The 26,294-nt window shown below is 47.4% G+C and carries 23 protein-coding genes; 5 read left to right on the forward strand and 18 right to left on the reverse strand.

Annotation, left to right across the window (positions count from 1 at the left end; all coding sequences use genetic code 11):
* Nucleotides 1-74 precede the first annotated feature (74 nt).
* The 11 genes from PPM_RS14660 to PPM_RS14710 all read right to left on the reverse strand — a co-directional run bounded on the left by PPM_RS14660 (nucleotide 75) and on the right by PPM_RS14710 (nucleotide 14,469).
* Nucleotides 75-770: a YdcF family protein gene (locus PPM_RS14660; protein WP_013371543.1), complete on the reverse strand. Its 696-nt coding sequence runs from the start codon at nucleotides 768-770 to the stop codon at nucleotides 75-77.
* Complete coding sequence (locus tag PPM_RS14665; protein WP_013371544.1) at nucleotides 767-1,324, reverse strand: DUF402 domain-containing protein; 558 nt, start codon at nucleotides 1,322-1,324, stop codon at nucleotides 767-769. The genes PPM_RS14660 and PPM_RS14665 overlap by 4 nt, the downstream gene beginning before the upstream one ends.
* A 165-nt stretch (nucleotides 1,325-1,489) precedes the next feature.
* Nucleotides 1,490-4,150: a PBP1A family penicillin-binding protein gene (locus PPM_RS14670; RefSeq protein WP_013371545.1), complete on the reverse strand. Its 2,661-nt coding sequence runs from the start codon at nucleotides 4,148-4,150 to the stop codon at nucleotides 1,490-1,492.
* 190 nt (nucleotides 4,151-4,340) lie between these two features.
* A complete protein-coding gene (hfq, locus tag PPM_RS14675; RefSeq protein ID WP_013371546.1) occupies nucleotides 4,341-4,583 on the reverse strand; it encodes an RNA chaperone Hfq in 243 nt (80 codons plus the stop codon).
* A 20-nt stretch (nucleotides 4,584-4,603) separates the two neighbouring features.
* The gene (gene miaA, locus PPM_RS14680; RefSeq protein ID WP_013371547.1) at nucleotides 4,604-5,584 is read right to left on the reverse strand and encodes a tRNA (adenosine(37)-N6)-dimethylallyltransferase MiaA; all 981 of its coding nucleotides are present in this window, start codon (nucleotides 5,582-5,584) and stop codon (nucleotides 4,604-4,606) included.
* The gene (locus tag PPM_RS14685; protein WP_013371548.1) at nucleotides 5,568-6,419 is read right to left on the reverse strand and encodes a class I SAM-dependent methyltransferase; all 852 of its coding nucleotides are present in this window, start codon (nucleotides 6,417-6,419) and stop codon (nucleotides 5,568-5,570) included. The genes miaA and PPM_RS14685 overlap by 17 nt, the downstream gene beginning before the upstream one ends.
* 12 nt (nucleotides 6,420-6,431) lie before the next feature.
* Nucleotides 6,432-8,528, reverse strand: a complete 2,097-nt coding sequence (gene mutL / locus PPM_RS14690; RefSeq protein ID WP_013371549.1) for a DNA mismatch repair endonuclease MutL — start codon at nucleotides 8,526-8,528, stop codon at nucleotides 6,432-6,434.
* A 69-nt stretch (nucleotides 8,529-8,597) separates the two neighbouring features.
* A complete protein-coding gene (gene mutS / locus PPM_RS14695; protein WP_043886123.1) occupies nucleotides 8,598-11,417 on the reverse strand; it encodes a DNA mismatch repair protein MutS in 2,820 nt (939 codons plus the stop codon).
* A 110-nt stretch (nucleotides 11,418-11,527) separates the two neighbouring features.
* Entirely contained in the window at nucleotides 11,528-12,763 is a 1,236-nt protein-coding gene (locus PPM_RS14700) for a putative amidoligase domain-containing protein (protein ID WP_013371551.1), read from the reverse strand.
* Between the two features lie 125 nt (nucleotides 12,764-12,888).
* The gene (locus PPM_RS14705) at nucleotides 12,889-13,446 is read right to left on the reverse strand and encodes an outer spore coat protein CotE (protein ID WP_013371552.1); all 558 of its coding nucleotides are present in this window, start codon (nucleotides 13,444-13,446) and stop codon (nucleotides 12,889-12,891) included.
* Nucleotides 13,447-13,572: 126 nt separating this feature from the next.
* Entirely contained in the window at nucleotides 13,573-14,469 is an 897-nt protein-coding gene (locus PPM_RS14710; RefSeq protein ID WP_013371553.1) for a LysR family transcriptional regulator, read from the reverse strand.
* Between the two features lie 115 nt (nucleotides 14,470-14,584).
* On the opposite strand from PPM_RS14710, the gene PPM_RS14715 reads away from it, so the two are divergent.
* Nucleotides 14,585-15,901 (forward strand): amino acid permease, encoded by a 1,317-nt coding sequence (locus tag PPM_RS14715; protein WP_013371554.1) that lies wholly within the window; start codon nucleotides 14,585-14,587, stop codon nucleotides 15,899-15,901.
* Nucleotides 15,902-15,922: 21 nt separating this feature from the next.
* Here the strand turns inward: PPM_RS14715 and PPM_RS14720 are convergent, their stop codons facing one another.
* The 5 genes from PPM_RS14720 to PPM_RS14740 form a co-directional block, all read right to left on the reverse strand.
* Nucleotides 15,923-16,879: an aromatic acid exporter family protein gene (locus PPM_RS14720; protein ID WP_013371555.1), complete on the reverse strand. Its 957-nt coding sequence runs from the start codon at nucleotides 16,877-16,879 to the stop codon at nucleotides 15,923-15,925.
* Nucleotides 16,880-16,996: 117 nt separating this feature from the next.
* Nucleotides 16,997-17,830, reverse strand: coding sequence for an ABC transporter permease (locus PPM_RS14725; RefSeq protein WP_013371556.1), 834 nt, complete (start codon nucleotides 17,828-17,830; stop codon nucleotides 16,997-16,999).
* 8 nt (nucleotides 17,831-17,838) lie between these two features.
* Nucleotides 17,839-18,651, reverse strand: a complete 813-nt coding sequence (locus PPM_RS14730) for an ABC transporter ATP-binding protein (RefSeq protein ID WP_013371557.1) — start codon at nucleotides 18,649-18,651, stop codon at nucleotides 17,839-17,841.
* Nucleotides 18,648-19,736, reverse strand: a complete 1,089-nt coding sequence (locus tag PPM_RS14735; protein WP_013371558.1) for an ABC transporter substrate-binding protein — start codon at nucleotides 19,734-19,736, stop codon at nucleotides 18,648-18,650. Before PPM_RS14735 ends, PPM_RS14730 begins: the two co-directional genes overlap by 4 nt.
* 140 nt (nucleotides 19,737-19,876) lie before the next feature.
* The gene (locus PPM_RS14740; RefSeq protein WP_013371559.1) at nucleotides 19,877-21,394 is read right to left on the reverse strand and encodes a carboxypeptidase M32; all 1,518 of its coding nucleotides are present in this window, start codon (nucleotides 21,392-21,394) and stop codon (nucleotides 19,877-19,879) included.
* Nucleotides 21,395-21,567: 173 nt separating this feature from the next.
* Here PPM_RS14740 and PPM_RS14745 point away from each other — a divergent pair, with 173 nt between their 5' ends.
* From PPM_RS14745 to PPM_RS14760, 4 genes are all read left to right on the forward strand, one after another.
* The gene (locus PPM_RS14745; RefSeq protein WP_013371560.1) at nucleotides 21,568-22,131 is read left to right on the forward strand and encodes a beta-class carbonic anhydrase; all 564 of its coding nucleotides are present in this window, start codon (nucleotides 21,568-21,570) and stop codon (nucleotides 22,129-22,131) included.
* Between the two features lie 251 nt (nucleotides 22,132-22,382).
* Nucleotides 22,383-22,949, forward strand: coding sequence for a PadR family transcriptional regulator (locus PPM_RS14750; protein WP_013371561.1), 567 nt, complete (start codon nucleotides 22,383-22,385; stop codon nucleotides 22,947-22,949).
* A 159-nt stretch (nucleotides 22,950-23,108) separates the two neighbouring features.
* Complete coding sequence (locus tag PPM_RS14755) at nucleotides 23,109-23,564, forward strand: hypothetical protein (RefSeq protein WP_013371562.1); 456 nt, start codon at nucleotides 23,109-23,111, stop codon at nucleotides 23,562-23,564.
* A 3-nt stretch (nucleotides 23,565-23,567) separates the two neighbouring features.
* On the forward strand, nucleotides 23,568-23,846 hold the full coding sequence (locus PPM_RS14760) for a YxcD family protein (protein WP_013371563.1): 279 nt from the start codon (nucleotides 23,568-23,570) through the stop codon (nucleotides 23,844-23,846).
* A 95-nt stretch (nucleotides 23,847-23,941) separates the two neighbouring features.
* On the opposite strand, the gene PPM_RS14765 is transcribed toward PPM_RS14760, so the two are convergent.
* Nucleotides 23,942-24,811, reverse strand: coding sequence for an STM4011 family radical SAM protein (locus PPM_RS14765; protein WP_014599966.1), 870 nt, complete (start codon nucleotides 24,809-24,811; stop codon nucleotides 23,942-23,944).
* A complete protein-coding gene (locus PPM_RS14770) occupies nucleotides 24,808-26,235 on the reverse strand; it encodes an STM4012 family radical SAM protein (protein ID WP_013371565.1) in 1,428 nt (475 codons plus the stop codon). Before PPM_RS14770 ends, PPM_RS14765 begins: the two co-directional genes overlap by 4 nt.
* Nucleotides 26,236-26,294 lie beyond the last annotated feature (59 nt).

Below are 26,294 nucleotides of genomic sequence, written 5' to 3' on the forward strand. Positions count from 1 at the left end.
TATTAATGTATTCGGTCCAGCATGTCCTTATTAGCATAAAAGCAACGAGAACGTGCACTAAGCCTTCCCTCAATTCAGGCAATCCAAGTTTGAGCACTGATCCACCACCGTTGCAGCGTCCATTTAGCGTAAGCCAACACTTCTCTTGATTGATGGATTGGCATATTCAGCACTTTGGATTCGGTCAGAGCCATCTGAGGATGATCAAAATTCAAAAATTGAGCAATCTCCATCGCCCGAGGTCCATGATAGCTATGTGTGATGATTACGGTGGAGTTCCAGTCATATTCCTTCATGATACGCTGGCTGTAGAGCAGATTTTCGTAAGTACTGGTCGCCTGGTTTTCTAATAGAATATGCTGTACAGGAACTCCTCTATCTACCAAGTAGCGTTGCATCCCCTCGGCCTCCGTGTACGGAAAATCAGGTTGATCCAGTCCTCCACTTACAATTAGTCGCTGCACCGTCCCGTTGCGATATAACCACAAGGCTTCTTCTAATCTTTCTTTTAAACCAGGACTGGGTTCAGCTCCCCACATAGAGGCACCTAGTACGATACCAATTTGTGCATGCTGGAGTGGATTGGTAGAGGCAGCTGTATTCATATTCCATACTCGGATACCTGCCCATACGAATCCGACCAAAATGAAAATCATCAAACCAAGTATGAAACGCTTCGATACCATAAATATTTTCCCATTGCGACTTTGCCTGCTTTTTGGCTCATGAAGTTGGGGCCCAGTGCTTTTAATCCACTGCAAAAATTTCACCGTTCTCTCTTGAAATCACCGTTGTGAAACCATTCAGCCCGGTGTTTCAGCGACATTTTAAAATAGGGGAACATATGAGCATCGATCTGATGTAACAAGTCAGCCGCCGTTCGGTTAGCCAATTCTGCTTCTTGCGTAGAAATATGCCCTCGTTGTAGCGCCTCCTCCAGTTCATCCTCATCCACCAGAAAGATTTCACCGTTTTTAAGCACGACCACATCCAAATACAAATCATCAAACCAAGGAACTCCTTGATCGGTTACTCCTTGATTTCGGCAGGTGTCAATGTACCATTCAACGATTTGCTCTCGATTGTCAAACATAGCAGTCACCACATAATGCTTACCTTTGGGATAATATTGTAACCAGGAATAACCTTTATCGGCTATGCAAAACGTATGACCACCATAACTTTTCCATAATGGCTCCTTGAGACTCAAAATAGTATACAGGGTCACATATCCTGTAAACGCATCACTTTCTACATACCGGCAAGCAAACTTGCGATTGGTGATTCTGCGCCAGTTGGCCCGGTCTCCGAATTTGCGCTTCATAAATGATGTTCCTCTCCAACATTGGTAAAACCAGCTTACCATATTTAAACTGTACACTCAAAAATAACCCCTGTATTACAGCAAAAAAGGTATTTTCAGACTGTCAAAACAGTCCGAAAATACCTTTGATTTGAAGCCACTATCATCTTACATAAAACATATTTGCTAATCCCGGTTGTGACGTCCACGATTGGAGTTTGAATGACCGTTGGATGTGCCTTCCTGACTTCCATCCATAATAGCACCTGTGGTAGATGCATCTGTATTTTCTGGATTGGTCATAGTATTTTCATCAGTTATACCTGAATCCGGTGTAGTCGTCTGACCATTCCCCGTATTTGTATCGTTTCCGTTCCCAAAATTGTCGTTACTGTTGCCTGTGCCTCCAGTACCATTTCCATTGTTACCTCCAGGAGACGTTGGAACTTGGTCAGTACCAGTACCGTTATCAGTACCTCCAGGAATCGTATTCCCCTGGTCTGTGCCGTTCTGACCGTCTATATTCTCGCCATTATCCGGTACGGTTTCATCCTGATTAGGATCGTTTCCTGGCTGCGGATCTATCGGAGTAGTCTCTGCCGGAATTTCTACACTAATCGTATTGGAAGCTGCGGATTCTTTACCATCCGCTCCATAAGCTACGACATAGTATTGATACGTTTTTCCAGCTACAGGAGACGTATCTTCACCACTCGTGCCTCTCATCGCCTCCATAATCGTCCGGAAGCTTCCTTCGGAAGACTCTTTACGATAAACACGGTATTGTACATTGTCTCCCTCTGCCGCATTCCAAGACAACGATACAATTTGGGTATCCTGACTATAAGACCCGCTCAGTCCGCTAGGAGCGGTGGCCTGAACCGGCTCTTCTGGCTTCTCTTCAACCGGTGGTTCATATCCCTTCGGCTCGCTAAATTGCGTTACCGGATGCCCCTTGAGAGCTTCACCCATGACCCTTCCGAAGAAGGCTGCCGACTGTCCACTGTAGTTTCTCAACATATGCTTACTGTCCGGCTTGTCATACCCCATCCATACCGCTCCGGTATATTCCGGCGTATAACCGACAAACCAAATGTCCCGGTTACCACTGTTGCCGCTGATTCCACTTTGGGTCGTACCCGTTTTACCAGCTACAGGCCAGTCAATACGTGCTTTGCGACCTGTACCGCTATTGACCACATTTTGCATCATTTTTGTCATTTCATAAGCCGTTTTCTCACTCATAACAGATTTGGATTCCTCATTATGAGTATAAACCACTTGATCATCACTATTGTTAATTTGCTTAATGGAGTAAGCCTTTTGGAATTGTCCCTTATTGGCAAAAGCGCTATAGGCCTGCGCCATTTCGAGGGTATTTGTTCCTTTGCTTAACCCCCCCAATGCGATAGCAAGCGAGTGATCATTTTTGTCCATCGGTATGCCTACGCTCTCGGCGAATTGAACCCCTTTTTCCACACCGATTTGGTTCAACAACCATACAGGTGGTATATTTTCAGACTTCGTAATGGCATCGATCATGCTGATGGTCGAAGAGTAACCATGCAAGTTTTTCGGACTGTATCCGTTAAAGCTCTGCCGTTCGTTACTCAAAGGAGTATCTATCGTAAATTTACCGGATTCAAGAGCTGGCGCATAGGCTACAAGCGGCTTAAAGGCCGATCCTGGCTGTCTGCGGCTCTGTGTCGCACGATTGAAGGTTCCCTTTTTGTAATCCCGTCCGGGTGCCATCGCGGCAATACCACCTGTTTGGTTGTTAATAATAACCATAGAGGCTTGAACAGGCTGATCGTCTGGACTCTTTTCGAACATATCATCATCTGCCATCGCTTGGTCCAGCGCATTTTGAGCCTGAGCATCCATTGTCGTATGAATTTTATAACCACCAATAATCAGATCATTGCCGCTGACTCCTGGCAAGGCATCCTCTGCCTCATCCATGACATATTCCATAAAATTTTGATACTTTTGCACTTTTTCCGGTTGTTTGTAATCGTAATTTATAGCCTTGGCTTCTTCCATTTCCTGCTTGCCAATCATTCCCTGCTCAAACATCAGCTGGAGAACCACTGCACGCCGGGCCTTTGAGTTTTCCGGGTTACTGATCGGATTATACTTGGATGGCCCTTTCGGAATTGCTGCTAGTGTAGCGACTTGCCACAACTTTAATTCGTTTAAGTCTGACACACCAAAATAGCCTTCCGACGCTGCCTTAATTCCAGAATATGAGCGTCCAAACCAAATCCGATTCAGATATAACGTAATAATTTCATCTTTAGTCAAATTCCGCTCCAGCGCCATTGCGATGGATACCTCTGTCGCTTTACGGAAAAAGGTTTTGTCACGTGTCAAAAACAAGTTTTTGGCCAACTGCTGAGTCAGCGTACTGCCGCCCTCCACCGCAGAACGAGCAACGATATCCTTCACTGCCGCCCGACCGATAGACCAAATATCAACTCCTTGATGCTCCATAAAACGCTTATCCTCAGTTGCGATAAAAGCTTTTTTGAGCAACGGTGGAATTTCTTCACTTTTCACTGGGTCACTTTTTTGCACAGACAGCTCACCCATGAGCACACCGTTGCGGTCATACACCTTTGATGTCTCGTTCACTGTAATTTTGTCCTTGTTGGCTTTGTAGATTTTTTCGCCATTAACCATGACAAATAAATAACCACCAAGTGCGCAAAATATGGCTAATGCTGCTGTAATAAACAGCGTCCACCCAACTCGCTTACCTGTTATTTTCTTTTTCTTGCCCTTCGGCTTCTCTTTAGATGTGTTTCTATTGCGATTGCCGGATCTGGACAATGAATCGTTTGGCATTCCCCTGACTCCCTTTCGCGAATAATCATTATGTCACCGAGCCTAAGCTTAGAGCTAGCTGTCGGCAGCATGAAAGTAAACGGAATGAAAAGAACAACCCTGATCAGGTTGCTCCCGGTCACATTCCTATACAGTTAGACGAGACGGACGCCTGAAAAGTTTCATTACCCGGGCGGCCGTCCAGCCGTAATCAGTTATCGCTAGCGTTATCTTGTTGTACAAGCGATACGTTGCGTTGCGGTGTAAAGGTGGAGATGGCATGCTTGTAGATCAGCTGTTGCTTTCCATCCGAATCGATAACAATTGTAAAATTGTCAAATGCTTTAATCGTTCCTCGCACCTGGAATCCATTGATGAGGTATACCGTTACAGGTATAGAATCCTTGCGCAATTGGTTCAGAAACGTATCTTGGATATTAATAGACTTGTTCATTTTAGCCGTACCCCCAATAATCATTTGGATTGTTTTGATGTATATTCAAGGTCTGTCCGGAACTTTCCTGCTATAATTTCGTGTATTCGGGCTACATGAGCAGAAAAATTTTCGAAATCAGTGACATCTACCCACTGGATATCCTTCATATGGCGAAACCACGAGAGCTGTCGCTTCGCAAAATGGCGCGTATCCCGTTTTAGCCAAGTCACCGCCTCCTCCAAAGACACCTCTCCCCGCAGGTAGGAGGATATCTCTTTATAGCCTAGACCTTGCATGGAGATGGCATCGCTTCGCACTCCCCGTTCCATTAAGGAGGTTACCTCAGCAACAAGCCCTTGATCGAGCATCCCGTCAATTCGGTCTTCAATACGTTTATATAGCATTTGCCTATCCATTGTCAAACCTACGATGCAGAGTTGGTAGGGAGATTCCTTTTTTTGACTGGCAAGTTGAGAGCTAAGTGTTGTTCCGCTAACATGGTAAATTTCCAGCGCTCTCACGACTCGACGACGATCATTAGGATGCAGACGAAGTGCACTTTCGGGATCAACTGCCTTTAGTCGCGCATGAAGCGCTTCGGCCCCAAACTGATCGGCATAGTCAAGCTGTTCCTGGCGAAAAGCTTCATCAGCCCCTACCTCAGAAAACTGGTATTCATAGCAAACCGATTCTACATACAAACCCGTTCCGCCTACGATGAAAGGTAGCTTTCCCCTAGATTGAATATCAGGTATGAGACGACGACAGTCTTCCTGAAATTGGGCTACTGAATATGGGTATTCAGGCTCATGAATATCGATTAAATGGTGCTTGATTCCTTTCATTTCCTGTTCGGAAATTTTGGCAGTTCCAATGTCCATATGACGGTATACCTGCATGGAATCCCCGGAAATAATTTCCGCGTCAAATTGTCGAGCCATTTCGATGCTTAGTTTCGTCTTGCCAACCGCAGTCGGGCCAACAAGAACAAGTAGTTTAGGCTTAGATGCCACTGTCAATATCAATCACTCCGTACACTGTTTTCGTTGTGCCCCGTTGCTCCACACGGAAGCCGAGGCGGGCAAACTCTCCGCTACCCCTTTTTTCTTTCAATACAATTGTTTTTCGTGCAACCCTTTTCGCATGAGCAATACTTTCTTCATTCAACGCATCTGGATTAGCCAATCCTCTCAATGGACCGATTGCACTGGAATCAAGCAACGGATCACGGAACATCGGGTCAAAATAAATAATATCTACACTTCGATTCGGCAAGCTACGCAAATAGTCCAGATGATGACCATAACGAACGTCAATGTCTGAAAAGGCTTTATCCACTACAGCGTTACCGGAACGGTAATGCCTCATCCCATCCTTGATTAATGCATAGACAGGGAAGGAACTCTCCACAGCTGTAACTTGTCCAGAGCTTCCCGTTCCAATCGAGAATAGAAGAGAATCCGTACCGAGCCCTGCCGTGCAATCGAGCACGGTATCACCCGGGGCAAGTCGGGCAGCCGTCAACATCGGATCAGCCTCGCCCTTTAATACCCTTTTAGCTCGAATGAATCCCATGCTTGGATGAAAAATCATCGGTGATTGTTCCGGGCCAATCAGCCTCACCCCGCCCTGCACCAGCACCAGAGCCTGACGGACTCTGTGAGCAGCGATTAGCTTAGCTACTGATATGCCGCGACGTGGAGCGTACAGCACCCCAAGCTCGGCTGCAAGCAACTTTGCGCGCTCCACAACCTCGTCCGAGGGAGAATCTCCTGTCGTGACCAGTAATTCAGCTTGCTTCTCACGAAGCATCATCTGCTTTTCTTCTTCACGGTTTTCCCAATCCTGCAACATATTTATACTCCCTTACATTACTCTTTTAAACAGCTTCTCCAGATCATATGTGGAAAAGGAAACAACGATGGGGCGCCCATGGGGGCAGGTATAGGGTTGTTTGCAGGCTGCCAAACGCTCTAGCAGCACGGAAGCCTGTCGGTCAGTCAGCTTCTGATTTGCCTTAATCGAAGCCCGGCAGGAGCACATGATTGAGGCTGCTTCCCGCAGTTTAGCAAGATCAATGGCTTTTTCCTCCAGTACCCATCCGGCCATTTCCTCAATGACATCCGCTTCTTCTCCTTTGGGGAGCCAGTACGGATATGAGCTGACACGGAAGGTTTGCCCGCCAAAATGCTCCAAATACACCCCCGCCTGTTCAAACCAGTGCAACCTCGTTTTCAATTTTTCCGTCTCGGAAGGCGTAAATTCCAATGTAATTGGCAGTAACAACTCCTGTGATACTGATTCAGGATTGCCAAATTTTTCGTAATAAAATTCGTAATTGACCCGCTCATGGGCGGCATGCTGATCAATTAAATACAAGCCCTGGTCATTCTGCGCAATCAGATAGGTCCCATGGTGCTGACCGATTAAATTCAGCTCAGGAAAAGTAGGCACCTCAGGGGCTGCCCCCGACAACGCTGTCAATTGCTCTGTATTTAGATGCTCCTGGCGCGGCTTCTGATCCGTGAATTTAGTAGTGTTGTCTGCAATTGGTGAAACAGCAGGACGGTAAGTAGCAGAAGCAGCCGTTTCCTGTATCCCTTCGCTGTACGAGGAAGAGACATCTGTTTCGGCATGATCTCCTGTGGATATCCGAGTAGTCGTCCCATCAGGAAGCGACACGCCTCCTCTAACATCACCCTCGTTGTTTTCTTCCACAAAATCTGCATCCAGCTCATCATCACTGATACTTTGACGAGCGAGAGTGTTGGCCTGTCCAATGACGGAATGGCTCCCCCTATTCGGAAGTTGCTCATGTTCATAGCTAAACTTCTTACTCTCTTCATTACTGCTTATATTATCTGTAGAAGTATCTACTTTTGCACTATTTCCTTTCGAGAAATGAAACTGCTCCTGCACAAATGAGCCGCTATCCTTGCCGCCAATTTCGCGTTTGACTGCCTTTGGAATCAGCACTTGCTGCCCTAAAACAGCTTTTACCGAATCTTCAACCAGCTGAAACAGTTCAGCTTCTTTACTGAACCTCACCTCCAGCTTGGCTGGATGGACATTAACATCCACCAAAGAAGGATGCATGTCCAGTTGGATCACAGCCAGCGGATAACGATTAATCGGCAACAAAGTATGATACGCCTTGAGCAGTGCCTGATTGAGCCCATAGCTCCGCACAAATCGTCCATTCACTACTGTCGAGATTGCATTTCGATTCGATCTGGTCCACTCTGGGCGACTGACATAGCCGCTAATTCGGTAATCAAGGCTCTCTCCTTCCACCATCAACATTGATTTCGCCGCAGAAGTTCCGTAAATAGCAGCAATCACTTGGAGCAAATCACCATTGCCCAGCGTTTGCAACAATGTATTACCATTATGCCGCAATGTAAAGGCCACTTCTGGGTGCGAAAGCGCCATTCGATACAATACATCCGAAATGTGTCCCAATTCCGTCTGGATCGTTTTCATATATTTTAGCCGTGCAGGTGTATTATAAAACAGATCGCGTACGGTAAAATCCGTCCCCTGCCTTCCAGCAGCATTCTCGTGAAGCATCAGTTTACCGCCCTCAATCACCAATTTACGGGCACGGCCGTCATCTCCTGCTGCTGTGAGTAGCTCTACTTTTGAGACAGCCGCTATACTTGGCAATGCCTCTCCCCGGAAGCCGAGACTTGTGATCTGGAACAAGTCTCGGCCATGTCCGATTTTGCTTGTCGCATGTCGATAAAATGCCGTTTCCACGTCCTCAGGCTCTATCCCACTGCCATTATCCGTCACCCGAATACTTTGCAGGCCGCCCTCTTCTACCCATACGTCCACTCGTGTACCGCCCGCATCAATCGCATTTTCCACCAGCTCCTTCACGACGGAGGCTGGACGTTCCACGACCTCACCGGCAGCAATCTGATTCGCAATATGCTCATCTAGCACTCGAATTTTAGACATCCTTTTAACCTCCTCCTGACTTCAAAGTGTGATGAAAAATAAGCAAAAAAATAATTTAGTATATTTTAATTACAGACCATTGGCCTTATTCTTTAATTCATTTAACAGTTGCATCGCCTGTAAGGGTGTCATATTCATGACATCAGCATTTTTCACCTTCCGCAAAATTTGGCGCACGATCGGATTAGCTTCTACCGTCTCTGAGTGTGGCTTGGAGGGAGCAAGGTCCTGCTCTCCGAAAATGGACAGCTGTACCACGTCAGAAGCTGCATGCTCCAACTCACCTGAATCTTCCACAATCTGTAGAGTATCTTCTTTTACCAGGGTAGCTTGCTGTGATCCAGACTGGACTGGTGGTGCAGTTTCTCCGTTTGCTCGCAATGTCTGGTCCGCATATTTTGCGGACATTGGAGAAATCTCTTCTGTCCCTGGCACTGTACGAAGATCAGTCCCTTCCTTCGCTCCTCTTGCTGTCTCGGTGCCTGCCGTTACTTGAGCTGCCGCCTGTTCAAAACCATACAGCAGACCATTTGCTCGCTCAATAATGTTATTAGGCAAACCTGCAAGTCGGGCACAATAAATACCATAGCTACTACTAGCCGCACCCGGTATGAGCTTGCGTAGGAAATTCACCTTATCGCCGCTTTCCTGCACGGCCATGGAATAATTTCGCAGCGAAGTCAGACCTTGCTCCAAATGGGCCAGCTCATGGAAGTGCGTAGATACCAGCGCCTTACAGCCAATCGTATCATGCACAAATTCGATGACCGCTTGTGCAATTGCCATCCCTTCGCTGGTGGACGTTCCTCGTCCCAGTTCATCAATTATAATCAGACTTCGTGGAGTTGCCTTGTCCGTCATGACTTGAATATCTGCCATTTCGACCATAAACGTACTCTGTCCGCCAATGAGATCATCCGCTGCGCCGATCCGTGTGAAAATGCGATCCAGCATCGGCACTTTAGCACGTGCAGCCGGGACAAAGCAGCCAATTTGAGCCATAATCGCAATGAGTGCAACCTGACGCATATACGTACTTTTCCCAGCCATATTCGGACCGGTGATGAGTAGAATATGCGCATCGGCTTCTTCCAACACTGTGTTGTTGGCGATAAAGCCGCCATCTTTCATGACGGCTTCCACAACGGGGTGCCGTCCCTGTTCCACTACAAAATCATATCCTGTTGTCAGCTCAGGCTTTACAAACCCTCGTTCCGCGCTAACCGTCGCCAGCGACTGATACACGTCAATTTCAGCAACTTGCTCTGCCAGCTTTTGCAGGCGAGGAATTTCAGCGTTCAGTTTACTGCGAAGCTCAGAGAAAAGCGTGTACTCCAGATCCACCATCTTATCCTCAGCTTCCAGAATTAGCGATTCCTTTTCCTTCAATTCTGGTGTGATATACCGCTCAGCATTCGCCAACGTCTGTTTGCGTTCATATCGACCTTCCGGTAATGAAGCCAAATTGGATTTGGTCACCTCAATGTAGTAACCAAATACTTTGTTGTATCCGATTTTGAGTGACCGAATGCCGGTTGCTACTCGTTCTTTGGCCTCCAGCTCAGCAATCCAACGCTTACCGTTCACACTCGCCTCACGCAGTTCGTCTAGACGCTGATGGTAGCCTTCCTTTATAAGCCCTCCATCTCTTACGGAAATTGGGGGTTCATCAGCCACTGCTTCCTCAATCAGCGTACACAGGTCTGCACAGCTGTCCAATGTTTGTGCAATTCGTCTCAGCGTATTCGACGGAGATTCAGCGCACAGCTCGCGTAAAGACGGAATTTGGGCCAGAGACAGCTTGAGGGCGATCAAATCTCGTGCATTAGCACTACCAAAAGCGATCCGTCCTACCAAACGCTCTAGGTCGTAAATCTCTTTAAGCTGAGCACGTACATCCTCGCGGAAAATAAACTGGTGGTATAGCTTGTCTACCGCTTCTAACCGTTCCTCAATTAAATTGCTACTCAACAGCGGCTTGTCGATCCAACGACGCAACAAACGTGCGCCCATGGATGTCTCTGTGCGATCCAGCAACCACAGCAACGAGCCTTTCTTGGAGCGTTCACGCACCGTCTCCACCAGTTCCAGATTCCGGCGGGTAAATGGATCCAGAATCATAAAATGATTAGGCTCATAGACCGAGATTTGGGTCAGTTGACCTAACGATCTTTTTTGCGTTTCATTTAAATAGGAAATCAGGCGCGATACGCACCGTCTGCGTTCCTCCGTAAGCCTTGCCCACGTGGCTTCACCAAATTGATCCCGTACCAGATCATCTTTGGATTTGTCCCACGCCGTATACACAACCCGCCTTCCAACAGGGGACATACGAGAGGTCACGAAATCGAGCAAATGACCATCTCCCAACATTTCGGACGGCTCATAAATGTTAATTTCATCTAATAGCCATTCTTTCGAATCAGGTACGGAAGTCACATAGAGTTCACCTGTCGACAAGTCGCATGCCGCCAGCGCCAGCATCCCGTCCGTCTCTGTGACACATACCATGTAGTTGTTGGATTTATCACCCAGCACCTTGCCTTCCATGACCGTACCCGGGGTCACAACACGGACAATATCCCGCCGTACCATTCCCTTGGTAGCTGAGGCTTCCTCCATTTGTTCACAGATGGCCACCTTATAACCCTTCTCAATGAGGCGTTGTATGTAATTTTCTGCTGAATGATAAGGCACGCCGCACATCGGAATTTTCTCCGCGGCGCCACCCTCACGACCAGTCAGTGTAATTTCCAGCTCCTTGGATGCAAGAATCGCATCATCAAAAAACATCTCGTAAAAATCGCCCAGGCGGAAAAACAAAAATGCGTCTTTAGCCTGCTCTTTTATAGATAAATATTGCTCGATCATCGGTGTATATTTAGACATACCGTTACCTAACCCCCACACTTCATTCCGTTTAAACTCATAATTATCTTTCATTATATCAAAAATGACAGTCGATAACATGAAACCCTCTCGGGTGTTGACACTTGATTTTACGAAAGCTTCCAGTACGGGCGCAAATCCCGTGTTTCATCCCATTGTTTTCCCTTGCGAAGGCTATCCAGCAGTGGCGCTATATAAGCTTCATATTGAGAAAAGATCTCTAATGAAATCATATCTAAAATAAGTGGCTCCATATACTCTCTAAGTACAACCTGATTCCCTTCATAAAAAGCTCTGTGAGCCTCTTCTTCTCCCAGCGGCCTACGCTGCAAACGTGAGTATTGGGAAGCAATCAGAAACGCCATCCCAATCACACCTTTCGCCAGCTGTGGCGAGATTAGAAAACTGGGCAGTGTTCGATATTCAAAGCCTCCATAAGACTGACGGCGAAAATCGCCCAAATTGCCATAATGCGGTCTGCGCCGAGCCGAGCGCTTGTCTTCCAGCAGCGCCAGAGGCAACGCCAAATAGTTATCTAGTGCCCTGAGCAGGGCACCATTTAGCGGAACCCCGCTGAAATGCAGATGTCCGCCCAAGGGAAAACCCGGTTGCGGCATTCCGCCCGCCTGCCAGATGAGCGTATGGTCATCTATCTGCCGAGCTGCTATCGCAAAAGCTTGGCGCAGGTGCCTCAGCAGACGGGCCGGATCTTCACTTGGTGCAGGACGAAGCTCAGCGACTGGGTATAGCGTTCGTCCTCGGCGGGTAACGGCATCGCAGCCGGCTACGCCTAATCGGCCCAAATATCGAGAGGCCGGAACAACCCTCTCCTCTGGCATACGAACCAGCACAAATTCGGGATCCATTCCGATTAATAGTCGCGCTCTGCCCCGTTCCGCTGAAAGTTCCTCTCCCGGAGCATCCTCTTCACGAGCAGCAGCTTCATATAGCGTGGCCAAACGTCTATCGTTCAGCCATGGCTGTGCCAAGACATGGCGAACCTGACAATTACGTTCTCCCAGCGGCGTTAGCACTACCTCACCACTGTCCAAACCGAGAGTATACAACGCACGTACAGCCAGCCGCTCCATCCGGACATAGAGCGGTGATTGATAATCTAGTTCAGACCGATCATATGTACTAACCTTAGTAGAACCTTCGAGGGCACGTCTACGGATTTCCAGCACCCGTAGTTGATGGATTTGCACCGCGTAGCCGATCGCAAAATCTGCTGTACTCTCATCCAGCCAACGAACCGAAATACCTGAGCGCTCCAATCTGCGCATTTTTTCATCGTCCGTCATCTGTCTGAAACGTCTGAGCGCCTGTCCCGGTTGCCGCATCATAACTCCCCCTTACCGATCTACGTACGGACTTAAACAATCCAAACGACAAAAAAGGAGGGCCTTTGCCCCCTGCGCAATATCAGCCGGCGCAAAGAGTAAAGTGGCCCTCTTTTTGGTCACTCCTGTCAGAGCTCGTCGTCAATGAGGTCGGGGTCGAGCTCCTCATAGTCCCCCTCTTCCGCTCCAAAATCAAAGTCCTTGTCAAAATCGTCACTGCTGCCATACGGGAATACTTCTACAACAATCTTCGTTTCCGCCACCAGCTCCACCGCAAATTCCCGCTCGACCCGGATCATTACGCTGCCACCTCCAGAAGACACACTGGCCTCGACGCAACTTGGCTCCTGTGTAGCTTCGGCGGATACTTCCACTGTAGACGCCCGGTGCTTCGGATCAAGATACGAGAGCGGCACATTTTCTACGTACGACACCGTTTCCTTAGCCACATCGGTCTGCGAGTTTTTATCGTATGAGTACCAAATATTGATATCATACGTCCCGATGACCTCAATGCCGTCTCCAGCCGCCACAGCTTCATACTGGTGGTTAATAATCCATGCCCCCAAAATACTGGTCGGATTATTCGGCGGAGTTACGGTATGGGTTACGGTAGAGAATCTGCGACCTTTACCACAGATCGCTTTGGTAATAATCTCTCTACGATTTTTATGACTTAATGCCATTCTTGAACCTCCTCCATACAATCAATCATTCCATACATATGTATGCAGGTTGTGGGCGAATGTTGAGTGAATAGGCGAAAAGGAAAAAATATTATTTGTATAAGCATATGCCGCCATGGCTTGAACTCATGCACGCCAATGTGTTACATACTGCTCAACGATCTGTAAAAATTCGCTAAGAGCTGGCGATTTCCACTTTTTCGTGTGATAAGCGACCTGAGTAGCCACCTGCTGTTCACTGTCATCCCAGGCTAGACGTGCCATTTTCCCTTCTCGCAGCTCATTTTGTACCGTAACCAGCGGAAGCAGCGCGATACCCAGTCCAGCCATGACGCATTGCTTGATGGCTTCTATGCTCCAAAATTCCAGACTAGGGTCTGCAAAAATACCGTGTTTGTTCAAATACTGCTCAAAAAGGATTCGGTACGTACATCCAGCCTCCGTATGCAAAATGGTTTCGTCCTTCAAGTCGGCAGGCTCTACCTGTGTATAGGCAACCAGCGAATGCTTCAGTGGCGCCACCAGCGCCATCGGCTCATGAATAAGCGTGGTGATATTCAGTTCCCTATCCTCCGTCTCAGGTTGAAGCAAAAAAGCCAAATCCAATTCACCGGAACGGATCAAATCACGTAATTCCCAGCATTCGCCGGGTTTAAGTACAATTTTAACCTTTGGGTACCGCTCCCTGTACTCACGGATCAGACTCGGCAAACGAAAAGCAGCCAGAGACTCTGGTGCTCCTATTTTTAGCGTTCCTGCTAATTCTGTTTCTGAACGAAGCGCATCCTTGGCCATAGCATGCATCTTGGAAATTTCCTGCGCATAGGGCAGCAGGCGTCGTCCGGCATCGGTCAGCATAATTTTCTTGCCAATGCGATCAAACAGCGGCGTACCCAATTCCGTCTCCAGTGTTTGAATTTGAGCAGTAATACTTGACTGTGCATAATCCAGTATACGCGCTGCTCGCGTAAAACTGCCTGCCTCCACCACATTTATAAAGGTAAACAAATGCCGCGATTCCATAATCCGCTCCTTCAATCGATTTTTCCGATGCAAGCAATCGTAATATTCCGTTTTTCCGATAGATTGATTATCTGATAAGCTGGAGAAAATAACAAGAGAAAGAAGGCTTTTCTGCATGACGAATGAAAATAAGCTTCAATCCACTATTGGTCTTCCACAGGCCATTGCGCTCTATATCGGAGCTGTATTGGGTTCGGGGGTATTGATTGTGCCTGGTCTTGCCGCCCAAATGGCGGGTCCAGCATCGTTGCTGGCATGGGGATTCATGACCCTGCTCATTCTGCCAATGGCGCTTTCCATGGGACTTCTATCCGCGAAATTCCCAAATGCGGGAGGGGTATCGCATTTTGTGACGTTGGCCTTTTCCCCACGTGCTGGTGCTTATATCGGGTGGTTTTTTCTCATGTCGGTTCCAATTGGGGCCCCTGTTGCCGCACTTACCGGAGCCGGCTATATGACCGCAGCTATGGGCTGGGGAGAGGAAAGCCGCATAATGTTGGCCGCTGCCATGCTGGCGGTGGGCCTGGTTATCAACTGGATTGGTATGAAGGTTGCCGGACGTATTCAGATTGCCGTCGTTATAGCCATCGTTGCCGTCCTGATATTCGCTATCGCCGCAGCACTCCCTCAGATGAAAACTGTTCACTTCACGCCGTTTGTTCCACATGGCTGGCTTTCTGTCGGCCAAGCAGCTGCGATTCTGTTCTGGTGCTTTATCGGCTGGGAGGCTGTGTCCCATATGTCAGAGGAATTTACCAATCCCGAGCGGTCTGCCGTTAGAGGTGTGACCATTGCAGCCGTCATTGTGGGTTTGCTTTATTTCCTTACTGCGCTTGCTACGGTAGGCACACAAAGTTACCTTGCAGGGGGTTCGGATGCTTCGCTCATATGGGTGATTAGTCGGGCTATCGGGCCATGGGGTGCGATCATTGCGGGCTTGACGGGGATCTTTATTTGCACCGCTACTATTATTGCTTACGTGGGTGCCGCTTCACGAGTCGCTTATGCTTTATCTCGACAAGGACAGGCCTTTCGCTGGATGGGCGTGTTATCCCAACGCTTCCATACCCCCATCGGGGGCATTGCTTTTCTTAGCGTCTGCTTCGTGATCATTATGGTGTTGTACAGTAGCGGTGCTGTTTCACTCACCAACCTGATCCAATTGCCGAACGCTACCTTCATTCTGACCTATCTAGGGGGTTGTGCAGCAGGAATCAAGCTCCTACGTGGGAGTCGTTGGGGAGTTTCCATTAGTTGGATTTCCTTCATTTCCACGGCAGTTGTTTTCCCCTTTGTCGGGTGGGCCATGCTTTACCCTTGCCTGATCACCGTTGTCTTGTGGATCACAGATCGAATTCGGCATAAACGGACTTTCACTCATCCGAATTCTGCCGTTACTGAACAAGAAAAGGCTACTGTCCGTCATGGATAGTAGCCGCTCAAGGTCCTTACTCTAATTTTTCACCGGAGTAGGGGCCTTGTCCTTTTTAGCGATTTTCAAATACTGGTGAAGCTCATGTGTAAGCTGCAATAATGCTGAACGAATCTCAAATTCCTCCCGAGTTGCGGGAAGCTCCATGGCTTTAAATTCTTCACGAACCTGCTCCAACAGCTTCTCGGTCTGTCCTGTATAATGTCCAGCCAAAACGTCGTTGCTAAGCTGGTCGAACAGCTCGGCTAGAAGCTTGGCCTGCGGCATGTGCTGATACATTTGTGCGATCAACTGCATCATGTTTTGAATCGAATCCAGCTGTTCTTTGCGCATATAAAAATACACATTCCAGCCTTCTTGGGGACGAAGCATTTGATTTTCCAATGAACGACCCGCCTCAGTGACCCCTTTGGTGATCACGCTGTCCGCTTCAATAACTTCCTTGCCATCCCATATGTATGCCGGACTACGCAGCGTGTTGGCCATATTTCTGAATATAACAGAAAATGTCCGATCCACCTCCTGCCGGATTTGTTGCATTGTATTATCAGAACGCGGCATATAAGCTAGATTGACAACCATCGCAGAACCCAGCCCAATCACCAGCAGAGCCAGCTGGGTCAGCAGTACCTCCATATCAATCACACCGCCGCTGAATACTCGGAAAACCACGACCGAACCCGTGACAATGCCTTCCTTAAAGCCCACCCGTACAATGACCGGAAACGCCGTTAAAATATATAATGCAAGCACCCAATCATGGAATCCGAATACCACAAACAAAACACAAGCAAAAAGAAGTCCCACGACGGATGCAAAAAATCTCGCCGAAATGGTGCGGAGACTTCTCTTGCGTGTGACATCCACCCCCAAAATTGCTAAAAGCCCTGCCGAGGTGGCTCCGTGAATGCCTACTCCCTCCGCAATAAGTACGGCCATTAATGCGGCAATAGCCGTTTTAATCGTACGAAAGCCCATGAAAAAATTCTGTCCCCTCTAGATGAAATCTGTTTTCTCATTTTCATAAATATTAAGTATTTCATTTTCATGGTACTTTATTTTCACGTTTTGCACAAATATTCAGAAATTTAATAATTACCGATGAGGGCGACCTGAAAGCAAGCGGTGCTCCACATACACAACTGCCTGGTACATCAATGTAGCTACGACAGCAATGATCAACAGACTGGACATGACCAGTGTGAAATTGAACACCTGAAAACCATAAATGATCAAATAACCTAAGCCATTTTTAGCAACCAAAAATTCACCAACAATCACGCCAACCCATGCCATGCCGACATTCACTTTCAGCGTAGAGACAATTGCGGGAAAGGAGGCAGGCAAAATCACCTTTTGAAACGTATCCCGGCGTGTTCCTCCAAACGTGCGAACCACTTTGACCAAATTGGGATCGACTTCCTGAAAACTGTTGTATACCACAAGGGTCGTAATGATAACCGTAATGGAGAGGGTTGTCATCAGAATCGCGGTAAAACCCGCCCCAAACATGACGATAAATATTGGCCCTAGCGCTACCTTGGGCATACTGTTAAACACAACCATATATGGATCAAGTACCCTTGATAAAAACGGCGACCACCAAATAAGTACCGCGAGCAATGTGCCGAGCAGAGTACCGAGCAAAAAACCTGCCATCGTTTCTCCAACAGTGACACCTACATGTCCCCATAATTCCCCGCTGACCGCATCCTTGCCAATCTGAGTGAAAATTTTGCTAGGATAGCTAAACAACAATACATCAATCCACTTCAAACGACCTGCAATTTCCCACAATACAAATAAAAGCAGCAAAATAGCTATCTGCACACCTGTTACTAACCACTGTTGCATACGCCTGTTACGCAAATACGTCTGATGCAGTCCTTGAATCCAACGTTGCTCAGGCTGATCAGCTTCGTTCTTCATACGTTAACTCACTCCTTTGCTCCCGAAGCCTCCAGTTCCCGCCATATTTCATGAAATAGCTCATTAAAGCCCGGCTGTTCGCGCGCATAAAAAGGCTGCGCTTCCCGAATGGAATCCGGAATCTCGAAAGTACGCCGGATATGACCAGGATTTCGCCCCATCACTATAACCCGATCACTGACTGCAATGGCCTCGGCCAAATCGTGCGTGACTAAAATCGCCGTTTTCTTTCGTTCGCGCAAGGTTTGCACAACGAGGTCCTCCAGCTGCAGCTTAGTTTGATAATCCAGCGCGGAGAACGGCTCATCCAGCAGCAGCAATCCCGGATTCGTCGCCAGCGTCCGTACCAGCGCCACACGCTGGCGCATTCCTCCAGACAACTGGGATGGATGCAAATGCTCCTTTCCTCCCAAACCCATACCTTCCAGCAATAATCGCGTCCGCTCACGCGCAGCTTCATCTACTCTGTTGCTTAGTTCCAGACCTAACAATGCGTTATCCATGATCGTCCGCCACGGGAAAAGATAATCCTGCTGCAACATGTAACCGACCTCAGGACTCGGGCCACTTACCGGCTGACCTTGCAACATAACTTGACCTGCCGCTGGACGCAGCAGCCCGGCGATCATAGACAGGATCGTCGTTTTGCCGCAGCCGCTTGGACCGACTAAACTGACAAATTCCCCTGTATTTACGGAAAAATCGATATTCTCAACCGCCAATGAAGCTTCCCGATCTGTTACGTATACATGGGTCACTTGCTCCATTCTCACCATCGGGATCGTCACATCCGCAGTGAGACCACTCTGTTCCTCCGTCATGGTGAACCTCCTGCATCCACAGCTGTATCCGTAGCTTCGGTTGTGCTCTTTTTCACATCTGTTTCAGTATTCCCGATAGAGTTAGAGGAGATCGCCTGTTTTGCAAAACTTGGGTTTACCAGCTTATCTAGTGCAACCGGGCTTTTCAGCTCACCTGCCGAAGCCATGACATCCTGTAAATTATTCCATTCATTTTCCTCAATCATCGGGTTCATTGCATAGGTACCCTGTTCCTTATAGCGCTTGATACTACTCGTCAAAACAGCTAATTCTGTATCCTTAAAATAAGGTGTAATAGCTTCGGCGATCTGTTCAGGTGAATGCGCAGCAATCCACTGCTGTGCCCGATATATGGCATTTGTAAATTTCTGAGCGGCTTCGCTATTGGTGTTTAGATAGCTTTGCTTCGCCATATATACCGTATACGGCAACTCGCCACTCTCTACGCCGATAGAGGCAACTACCCGACCTCGACCTTCCTTTTCAAAAATAGACGCCTGTGGCTCAAACAGCTGCACATAATCCCCTGTACCCGAACCAAAAGCAGAGGCGACATTGGCAAAATCAATATTTTGAATCAGCTTCAGATCCTTATGAGGATCAATGCCGTGTTTGCGAAGCGTAAATTCAAGTGACATTTGTGGCATTCCGCCCTTGCGTTGTCCCAAAAAACTTTGTTGTTTCAGCTTTTCCCAGTCAAAGCTATCCTTTGTTTGCCGAGCAAACAAAAAGGTTCCGTCCTTCTGTGTCAGCTGAGCAAAATTAATGATAGGGTCCTCTGATCCTTGCTGATACACATAAATAGATGTTTCCGCGCCGATCAGTGCGATATCTGCCTGATTGGACAACAACGCCGTCATCGCCTTGTCTCCGCCAGGGATCGTAGCCAGTTGGACATCCAGTCCCTCCTGAGCAAACATCCCCTGGCTCAAGGCTACATACTGCGGCGCATAAAAGACCGTACGGGCTACCTCGCCAAGTCTGATCTCAATCGTCTGCCCCCCCTTGGGGGCACACCCACTGAGCAACAGTAATCCGAGTAGTGCCGCAGCCACCACTGCTTTGCAACGAGCGCCGTATTTCATCCTTGTTCCCTCCCCACCTTTACATCGTTGACTTCATATATTGTTATGCGGCTGACATTATAATGGTTAACTGTATACAAAAACCCCGCATTTGCCTATGAATGCGAGGTTTTTGTGTGCGATTGTATAAGAACTCTAAATCAGAGCTTGTATATGGATGTATATTTATCTTCCAGATAGTCGGCGAGATAATCAGGATTCAGATCCTCACCCGTAATGGCTACAATCAACTCAGACGGCGTCCGGCTCTTGCCGTAACGGTAAATCCGTTCAGTCAGCCATTGCTTGATCGGCTCCAGCTCACCAGCAGCAATCAGCTCATCCAGGTTCGGCAGCTCCTTACGCAGAGTCGCCAAAATTTGGGCTGCATACATATTGCCAAGTGAGTAAGAAGCAAAATAGCCAAAATCACCACCGGACCAGTGAACGTCTTGAAGTACGCCCAGCCCGTCGTTCGGGGGTAGAAGCCCCAGGTATTCTTTATATTTTGCATTCCACACTTCGGGGAGACGCTTTACATCCAGCTTTTCATTAAACAGCATTTTCTCAATTTCATAGCGGACAATGATATGTAAATTATATGTCAGCTCATCCGCTTCAATACGAATCAATGAATTTTCCACGCGATTGACTGCCCGGTAAAATTGCTCTGCCGTGACCTTCGCCAAACGATCAGGAAAATGCTTTTGCAGATCATCGTAATACCGATCCCAGAAAGCACGACTGCGTCCGATTTTATTTTCCCACAAGCGGGACTGGGATTCATGAATCCCCATAGAGGTTCCTCCGGACAGTAGTGATCCTGCCAGCTCAGGAGCAATGTTTTGTTCGTACAGTGCATGGCCTCCTTCATGCAGTGAGCTGAAAATAGCACTGGTTACATCATCTTGCAAATAGTGTGTTGTTATACGCACATCACCTGGATTTAATCCTGTCGCAAAAGGATGCACACTCTCATCCAAACGACCTGCATCAAAGTCATAACCCATCTGCCCTAAAATGAACAGACTGAACTTTTCCTGCTGCTTCACATCAAATACACCGTCTAAAAAGCTCTTATCCGGCTGGTTGGGTGAAGTCTGAATTTTAGACAGAAGGGGTACAAGGCGCTTTTTGAGTCGATCAAAGACAGCATCCAGCTTTTCAACCGTCATCCCTGGCTCATATTGATCCAAAAGTGTGTCGTACTCTGTATCCTTAACACCCCAGTAGCCGATAAACTCACGCTTCATGTCTACGATTTTAGACAAGTACGGTTCGAATCCGGCAAAGTCGCTATGTTCCTTTGCTTCCTCCCACTTGCTTTCTGCCTGAGCCGCTAAAATGCTATACTCCCGGTAGCGGTCTGTTGGGACTGAACGATTCAAGTCATAATTTTTGCGACATTCCTCTACCAATCTGCGATCATTGTCCTCCAGTTGCTCCAGCTTGTCTTTTGCGGCAAAAAATTGCAGCAACTGCCCCATTTCATCTGAGATCATCAGCTTGAACATTTCCGTGGACAGCATCCCCAACGTCTCGGACCGAATGTCAACTCCCTTGCGTGGAGCTCCTGTCCGTAAATCCCAGTGCAGCAAGCCGACTGCTTCGCCATAACCGCTGATTTTGTGTGAGATTTCCTTTAAAGCCGTCCATTGATCCAACGTCTGTTGCTCCATAATTAGGGTCACCTCTTTAACTTAAAATGGTTAAAACTTTACAACTACCTATACTTGATGATACTTATATTAAAAAGTATAATCAACACACAACATGTACGACCAACTCCTAATATCTGGATCAACGTTGGGCAGTACATATTGCACTTTATTAGAATCTGGAGGGAACTATCGTGGATCACATCCAAGAAATTTTAGAGTACAATCGTGTTTTCGTAGAAAACAAAGAATACGAGGCCTATAGAACGGGCAAGTTCCCTAACAAAAAAATGGTCATCATAACCTGTATGGATACGCGGCTAACGGAATTGCTCCCCAAAGCCATGAACCTGCGTAACGGGGATGTCAAAATTATTAAAAATGCGGGTGCCATTATTTCACAGCCTTTTGGAAGTGTAATGCGCAGTGTGCTAGTCGCTCTATATGAGCTGGGAGCAGACGAAGTACTCGTTGTAGGTCATTATGAATGCGGTATGGCTGCATTGAATGCTGATCATATGGTTAATGAGATGCTGGAACGTGGAATTTCGCAGGAAGTGCTAAGTACATTAGAAAATTCAGGTATTAAGTTAAATAAATGGTTGAAGGGTTTTGACAACATTGAAGAAGGGGTACAGACTACAGTGAAGCTTATTAAAAACCACCCCCTTCTCCCTCCCAATACGCCCGTTCATGGTATGGTAATACATCCGGATACAGGCGCGTTAACCCTTGTTGTTGACGGGAATAACCAATAAACAGAATCCTTATCCTCAAAAGTTATCAGGGTAGTTCAGGCGCGTATATACGTGCTTAAACTACCCTGTTTCTATGAAAAAAAGCACATATACATACCGAATGACCCCAGCCAATTTTGGCTAACCTGTGAACGACTGGTGTGAAAGTTGTCAAACCATACAGTTTCAGTGTACACTTTTTATGGAGCCGCAGATTACCTGCCGCAGAGCTGTTACAACCGTTACTTTGATGGATGAAGGAGATAAGATATATGAATTTACTATCGTATGGTCTGTTGGGACTTCTCGCCAGAGAGGAATCCTCCGGCTATGATCTGATGCTGCGTATTCAGCCTTTTTGGCAGGCCAAGCACAGCCAGATCTATCCGCTACTGGCCCGTATGGAGAGCAAGGAACTGCTAGCCTCCCGATGGATTCAGCAGTCCGACAAGCCTGATAAAAAGATGTATACCATTACGGACAAGGGAATCCATATGCTTCAGCAATGGTCTCAGGAAACGTTAGCTGCTCCGGTTACACGGGATGAATTAAGCCTTCGACTATTCTGTCTCTGGTTGACGGACAAAACTAGCGCCAATCGTATGCTAGAGGAACGCAAACGTTATTTTATTCAGAAAATCCGTCATCTAGAGGATATACTGAACGACATTCCCGCAGAAAATTTACACTTTGGCAGTAAGAATTTCGGTGACTATATTCTAGTACAAAAAGGGCTTATGAATGCCAAAGCAGGCCTGGAATGGTGCCAAATGGTGCTGCGCATGCTGCTTGCCGGTGATGTCAGAGCGGACACTAATCCGTTTTTACTTAAACCCTAAAGCAAAATGCTTTTATCAATCCATGCATGGGATTTATGTACGTTATCGTTTAATTTTTTAAAATTTAAAATTCTTTGAAACCCTTTTCCATACTATATCGTATTACGGGTAAGCGGTTGTTTGACCTATAACACAAATTACTAGGGGGATTATATTTACATGAAAAAGACATTCACTTTGAAAAATATGATGATGCTGATGATGGCTTTCACCCTACTCATTGCTATGATCGCACCATCTACAGCTGATGCAAGGCGTGGTGGCGGATTTAAATCCGGACCAAAATCATACCAATCTACACCAAGCAAGGCGAATGACAGCAGCGGCATCAATAAGTCTGATAGCGGAACTAAATCTAGTGCGGCTACGGGCAACACAAGCAGAACCGGTGGGTTCCTCGGTGGCGGTGGCGGGTTCCTCAAAGGTATGATGCTGGGCGGCTTGGCAGGTATGCTTTTCGGCGGATTGTTCGGCAACATGGGTGCATTGGGCAGCTTACTTGGCCTGGCCGTTAACGTTCTAGCTATTTATGTCCTGATTATGGTTGGTGTAGGGATCTACCGAGCTATCAAAAATCGCCGTAGACCCGATGATTCTCGTGGAGGACGTTACTAAGTTATGATTTTAAGCATGGATGAGATTGTCAATGCCATTTGCCTGCATATGGCTGAACGCAAGGGCGTACGACCGACCGATGTGGTTGTGGAGCTAAGCTGGGAAGAGGATACAGGCTATACAGCCGAAGTTCATGTCCAGGGACGCAGTCAATATCTGGTGGAAGCCAATATGATTGAAGCCATTCTGAGATACCTTCATTCCGAATACAATATTCGTGCCTATCGCGAGCAGGTCAGATTGGATCTGGATGAAGAAATTACCGCTATTGTCCAAACTTAATTAATTGCATAGGACCGTCGTACAAACTTGTTTCAAAATAAAAGAACCGCTCTTTGCCTGGTGGCAAGGGCGGTTCTTTTTCTGCTCTTTTCTCTCTAATAGATCGTCATGGTTGTACGCGGCACCCTTTCAAGCAAACCACTACCATACATTTCCCGAAATGGCTGCTCTTCCATATGGATATAACCGATATAACAGCCACATTCTTTCATCCGGCACGGACGCTGAGCACTCAGCCCCTCCAGACCGTCTCTGTACAGGTGCCCAATCACACGTCGATCCTGATAGCAGTGTTTTACTCGCCCGTCACCTTGGACGTAGAATACATCTTCTCCCGCGCGACATGCTCGTCCCTGGCTGCTATAATCCTTTAAATTCCATTGAAAATAGGGATCTATCTCAGTTAATTCGGCAACCTCGGCATCCGTATAATAATGTGGTTGGTCCTTGTAGGCGTTGATCCACATATAAACTTCTTTTGGAAGTTGCGCCCGCAAGGAACGAATAGCCGGGAACGCCTGTCTCAATCCAACTGTACCGACACTATAGGAAATGCCAAGTTCATATAGCTTCATCGCCTGCGATATAAAAGCTTGCTCTTTGGTTTCTCCAGGATGATAAGTAGCCCACAGCGCAGCCGTATCTGGATTTAGTTCGTTTGTCCAATCCAGCTTAGCCGATAGATTCGTCTGTACCGCCACTTTTTCCACATGCGCCATATGGGAGAACTCAATCATAGCCTTACGATACCAGGAATGAATCAAGGCTTCTCCGTACGGATTAAAAAAAATGGAGAGCTGGTGCCCCAAAGCACCCTGCTCCCGTACCCAATCAGCAAAACGCTCCAACTGCGCCCGATCCTTGTTTAACGTTTCCCGACTATCGACGTTTTTACTGAATGGGCAGTAAGGGCAAGCATAGTTGCACGAGGTCAACGAACCACGATAATATAAGGTCGATCTCATGCGCCTACATATCCTTCCATACGCTCGCGTACTGATGTGGAGATCATCCAGTCTCCAATCGCATCGGAATAGGCCATTCCTTCCTCCGTAAGTCGAAGCGTGCCCTCCTCGACCACAGCCATACCCGATTCCAGCAGCAGCGACATTCCTGTAAAATCGTCTTCCAGGCATACACCAAAGCGCTCTGCATAGGCACATAGCTCCAAACCTTCCCGATGAAGAAGCGCCTTCAGGATAAAACGTCGCTTACGCTCATCCGCATTTAAAATAAAGCCGTAGTCAGCCAGATCATGACGCTCCGCCGCCACATAATCCGCGATAATACTACGTGTAGCTGCTGTACTGACACCATACCGGCTGGCATAGTGTACATCGCGTGTATAAGAGCGTGCACCACACCCCAGTCCAGCCATGCCCTCCTCCTGGCAACTGTAGGGTAAAAGCTCTTTGCTAGATGTACCCTCATTTTTAGCAAAACGGCGCATGGAATATTGTACATATCCTGCCTGTTTGAGTCGTTCGCGCGCTACTTCATACAAGCTGAGGCGAATATCATGATCCAGCCCAGTATAGCCAGGCTTTAAAATCGTATTTTCACGAATGTATAACGGGTAAAGAAAAATCTCTCCTGGCGAATAGGACAGGGCTTCCTCGAGAGAATACAGCCAGGTTTCCACCGTTTGACCAGGCAGACCATAGATCAGATCCACGTTGAGCAAAGGAAAATTGTATTCTACCAGCCGCTCAAGTGCTTCTCTAACAAGCTTGGGCTTCTGAGGTCGGTATATGGCGGCACTTTCTGATTCCACAAAGCTCTGGATTCCCATGCTAACACGATCTGTACCGCGGCGCTTGAGCACCTCCAGCCTATCCTCAGTTACAGTATCGGGAGAGGTTTCGACTGAAATAGAAGCTCGCTTGGGGTCCAATCCCATAATATTTTCCGCAATGTCAAATAAACGCTCCACCAAAGGAGCCTCCAATAAGGTCGGCGTACCACCGCCAATCGCAAAACGTGAAAAAGGCCGACCGCCCATAATTGGGGCCCATTGCCGAGCTTGTCTTTCTAGCGCATCCACATACTCCTTGTGCACATCCTGACGCTTATCCGGTAAAGTGAACAGGTTACAAAATCCACAGCGAGCTGCGCAAAACGGTATATGCATATACAAAAAATAGCTTTCCAACTCTTCTTTCTCCCACAATTCCTGCAATGAGAGCGGTGTATCGAACGAACGATAGGCCGTTTTATGCGGATAAGAGTACAGATAGGAGCGATAGGGAGCTTCTCGGATCGTACGTGCCCATTCTACAGGAGTATCCGGCCACTGAAATCTAGTCGTTACTAATTTTGTGTCCATTCCCGGAGAAGTTTGGGTTGCTGCGCCCATCGGATGTAGGTGATTCAGATTCATGGCTTTCATTTCTGCTCCTTCCTCGCGCTGGATTGGATTCTTGATCATTTATCAGTGCAAACTACTTT

This window comes from Paenibacillus polymyxa M1, assembly GCF_000237325.1.
Lineage (GTDB): Bacteria > Bacillota > Bacilli > Paenibacillales > Paenibacillaceae > Paenibacillus > Paenibacillus polymyxa_C.

Coding starts and splice junctions, on each gene's coding strand:
- PPM_RS14765 (WP_014599966.1), bottom strand. CDS start 24,811: ATGAGATCGACCTTATATTATCGTGGTTCGTTGACCTCGTGCAACTAT.
- PPM_RS14665 (WP_013371544.1), bottom strand. CDS start 1,324: ATGAAGCGCAAATTCGGAGACCGGGCCAACTGGCGCAGAATCACCAAT.
- PPM_RS14705 (WP_013371552.1), bottom strand. CDS start 13,446: ATGGCATTAAGTCATAAAAATCGTAGAGAGATTATTACCAAAGCGATC.
- PPM_RS14770 (WP_013371565.1), bottom strand. CDS start 26,235: ATGAAAGCCATGAATCTGAATCACCTACATCCGATGGGCGCAGCAACC.
- PPM_RS14685 (WP_013371548.1), bottom strand. CDS start 6,419: ATGTTGCAGGATTGGGAAAACCGTGAAGAAGAAAAGCAGATGATGCTT.
- PPM_RS14760 (WP_013371563.1), top strand. CDS start 23,568: ATGATTTTAAGCATGGATGAGATTGTCAATGCCATTTGCCTGCATATG.
- PPM_RS14730 (WP_013371557.1), bottom strand. CDS start 18,651: ATGACGGAGGAACAGAGTGGTCTCACTGCGGATGTGACGATCCCGATG.
- hfq (WP_013371546.1), bottom strand. CDS start 4,583: ATGAACAAGTCTATTAATATCCAAGATACGTTTCTGAACCAATTGCGC.
- PPM_RS14735 (WP_013371558.1), bottom strand. CDS start 19,736: ATGAAATACGGCGCTCGTTGCAAAGCAGTGGTGGCTGCGGCACTACTC.
- PPM_RS14715 (WP_013371554.1), top strand. CDS start 14,585: ATGACGAATGAAAATAAGCTTCAATCCACTATTGGTCTTCCACAGGCC.
- mutS (WP_043886123.1), bottom strand. CDS start 11,417: ATGTCTAAATATACACCGATGATCGAGCAATATTTATCTATAAAAGAG.
- PPM_RS14670 (WP_013371545.1), bottom strand. CDS start 4,150: ATGCCAAACGATTCATTGTCCAGATCCGGCAATCGCAATAGAAACACA.
- PPM_RS14750 (WP_013371561.1), top strand. CDS start 22,383: ATGAATTTACTATCGTATGGTCTGTTGGGACTTCTCGCCAGAGAGGAA.
- PPM_RS14720 (WP_013371555.1), bottom strand. CDS start 16,879: ATGGGCTTTCGTACGATTAAAACGGCTATTGCCGCATTAATGGCCGTA.
- PPM_RS14755 (WP_013371562.1), top strand. CDS start 23,109: ATGAAAAAGACATTCACTTTGAAAAATATGATGATGCTGATGATGGCT.
- PPM_RS14710 (WP_013371553.1), bottom strand. CDS start 14,469: ATGGAATCGCGGCATTTGTTTACCTTTATAAATGTGGTGGAGGCAGGC.
- PPM_RS14725 (WP_013371556.1), bottom strand. CDS start 17,830: ATGAAGAACGAAGCTGATCAGCCTGAGCAACGTTGGATTCAAGGACTG.
- PPM_RS14740 (WP_013371559.1), bottom strand. CDS start 21,394: ATGGAGCAACAGACGTTGGATCAATGGACGGCTTTAAAGGAAATCTCA.
- PPM_RS14700 (WP_013371551.1), bottom strand. CDS start 12,763: ATGATGCGGCAACCGGGACAGGCGCTCAGACGTTTCAGACAGATGACG.
- mutL (WP_013371549.1), bottom strand. CDS start 8,528: ATGTCTAAAATTCGAGTGCTAGATGAGCATATTGCGAATCAGATTGCT.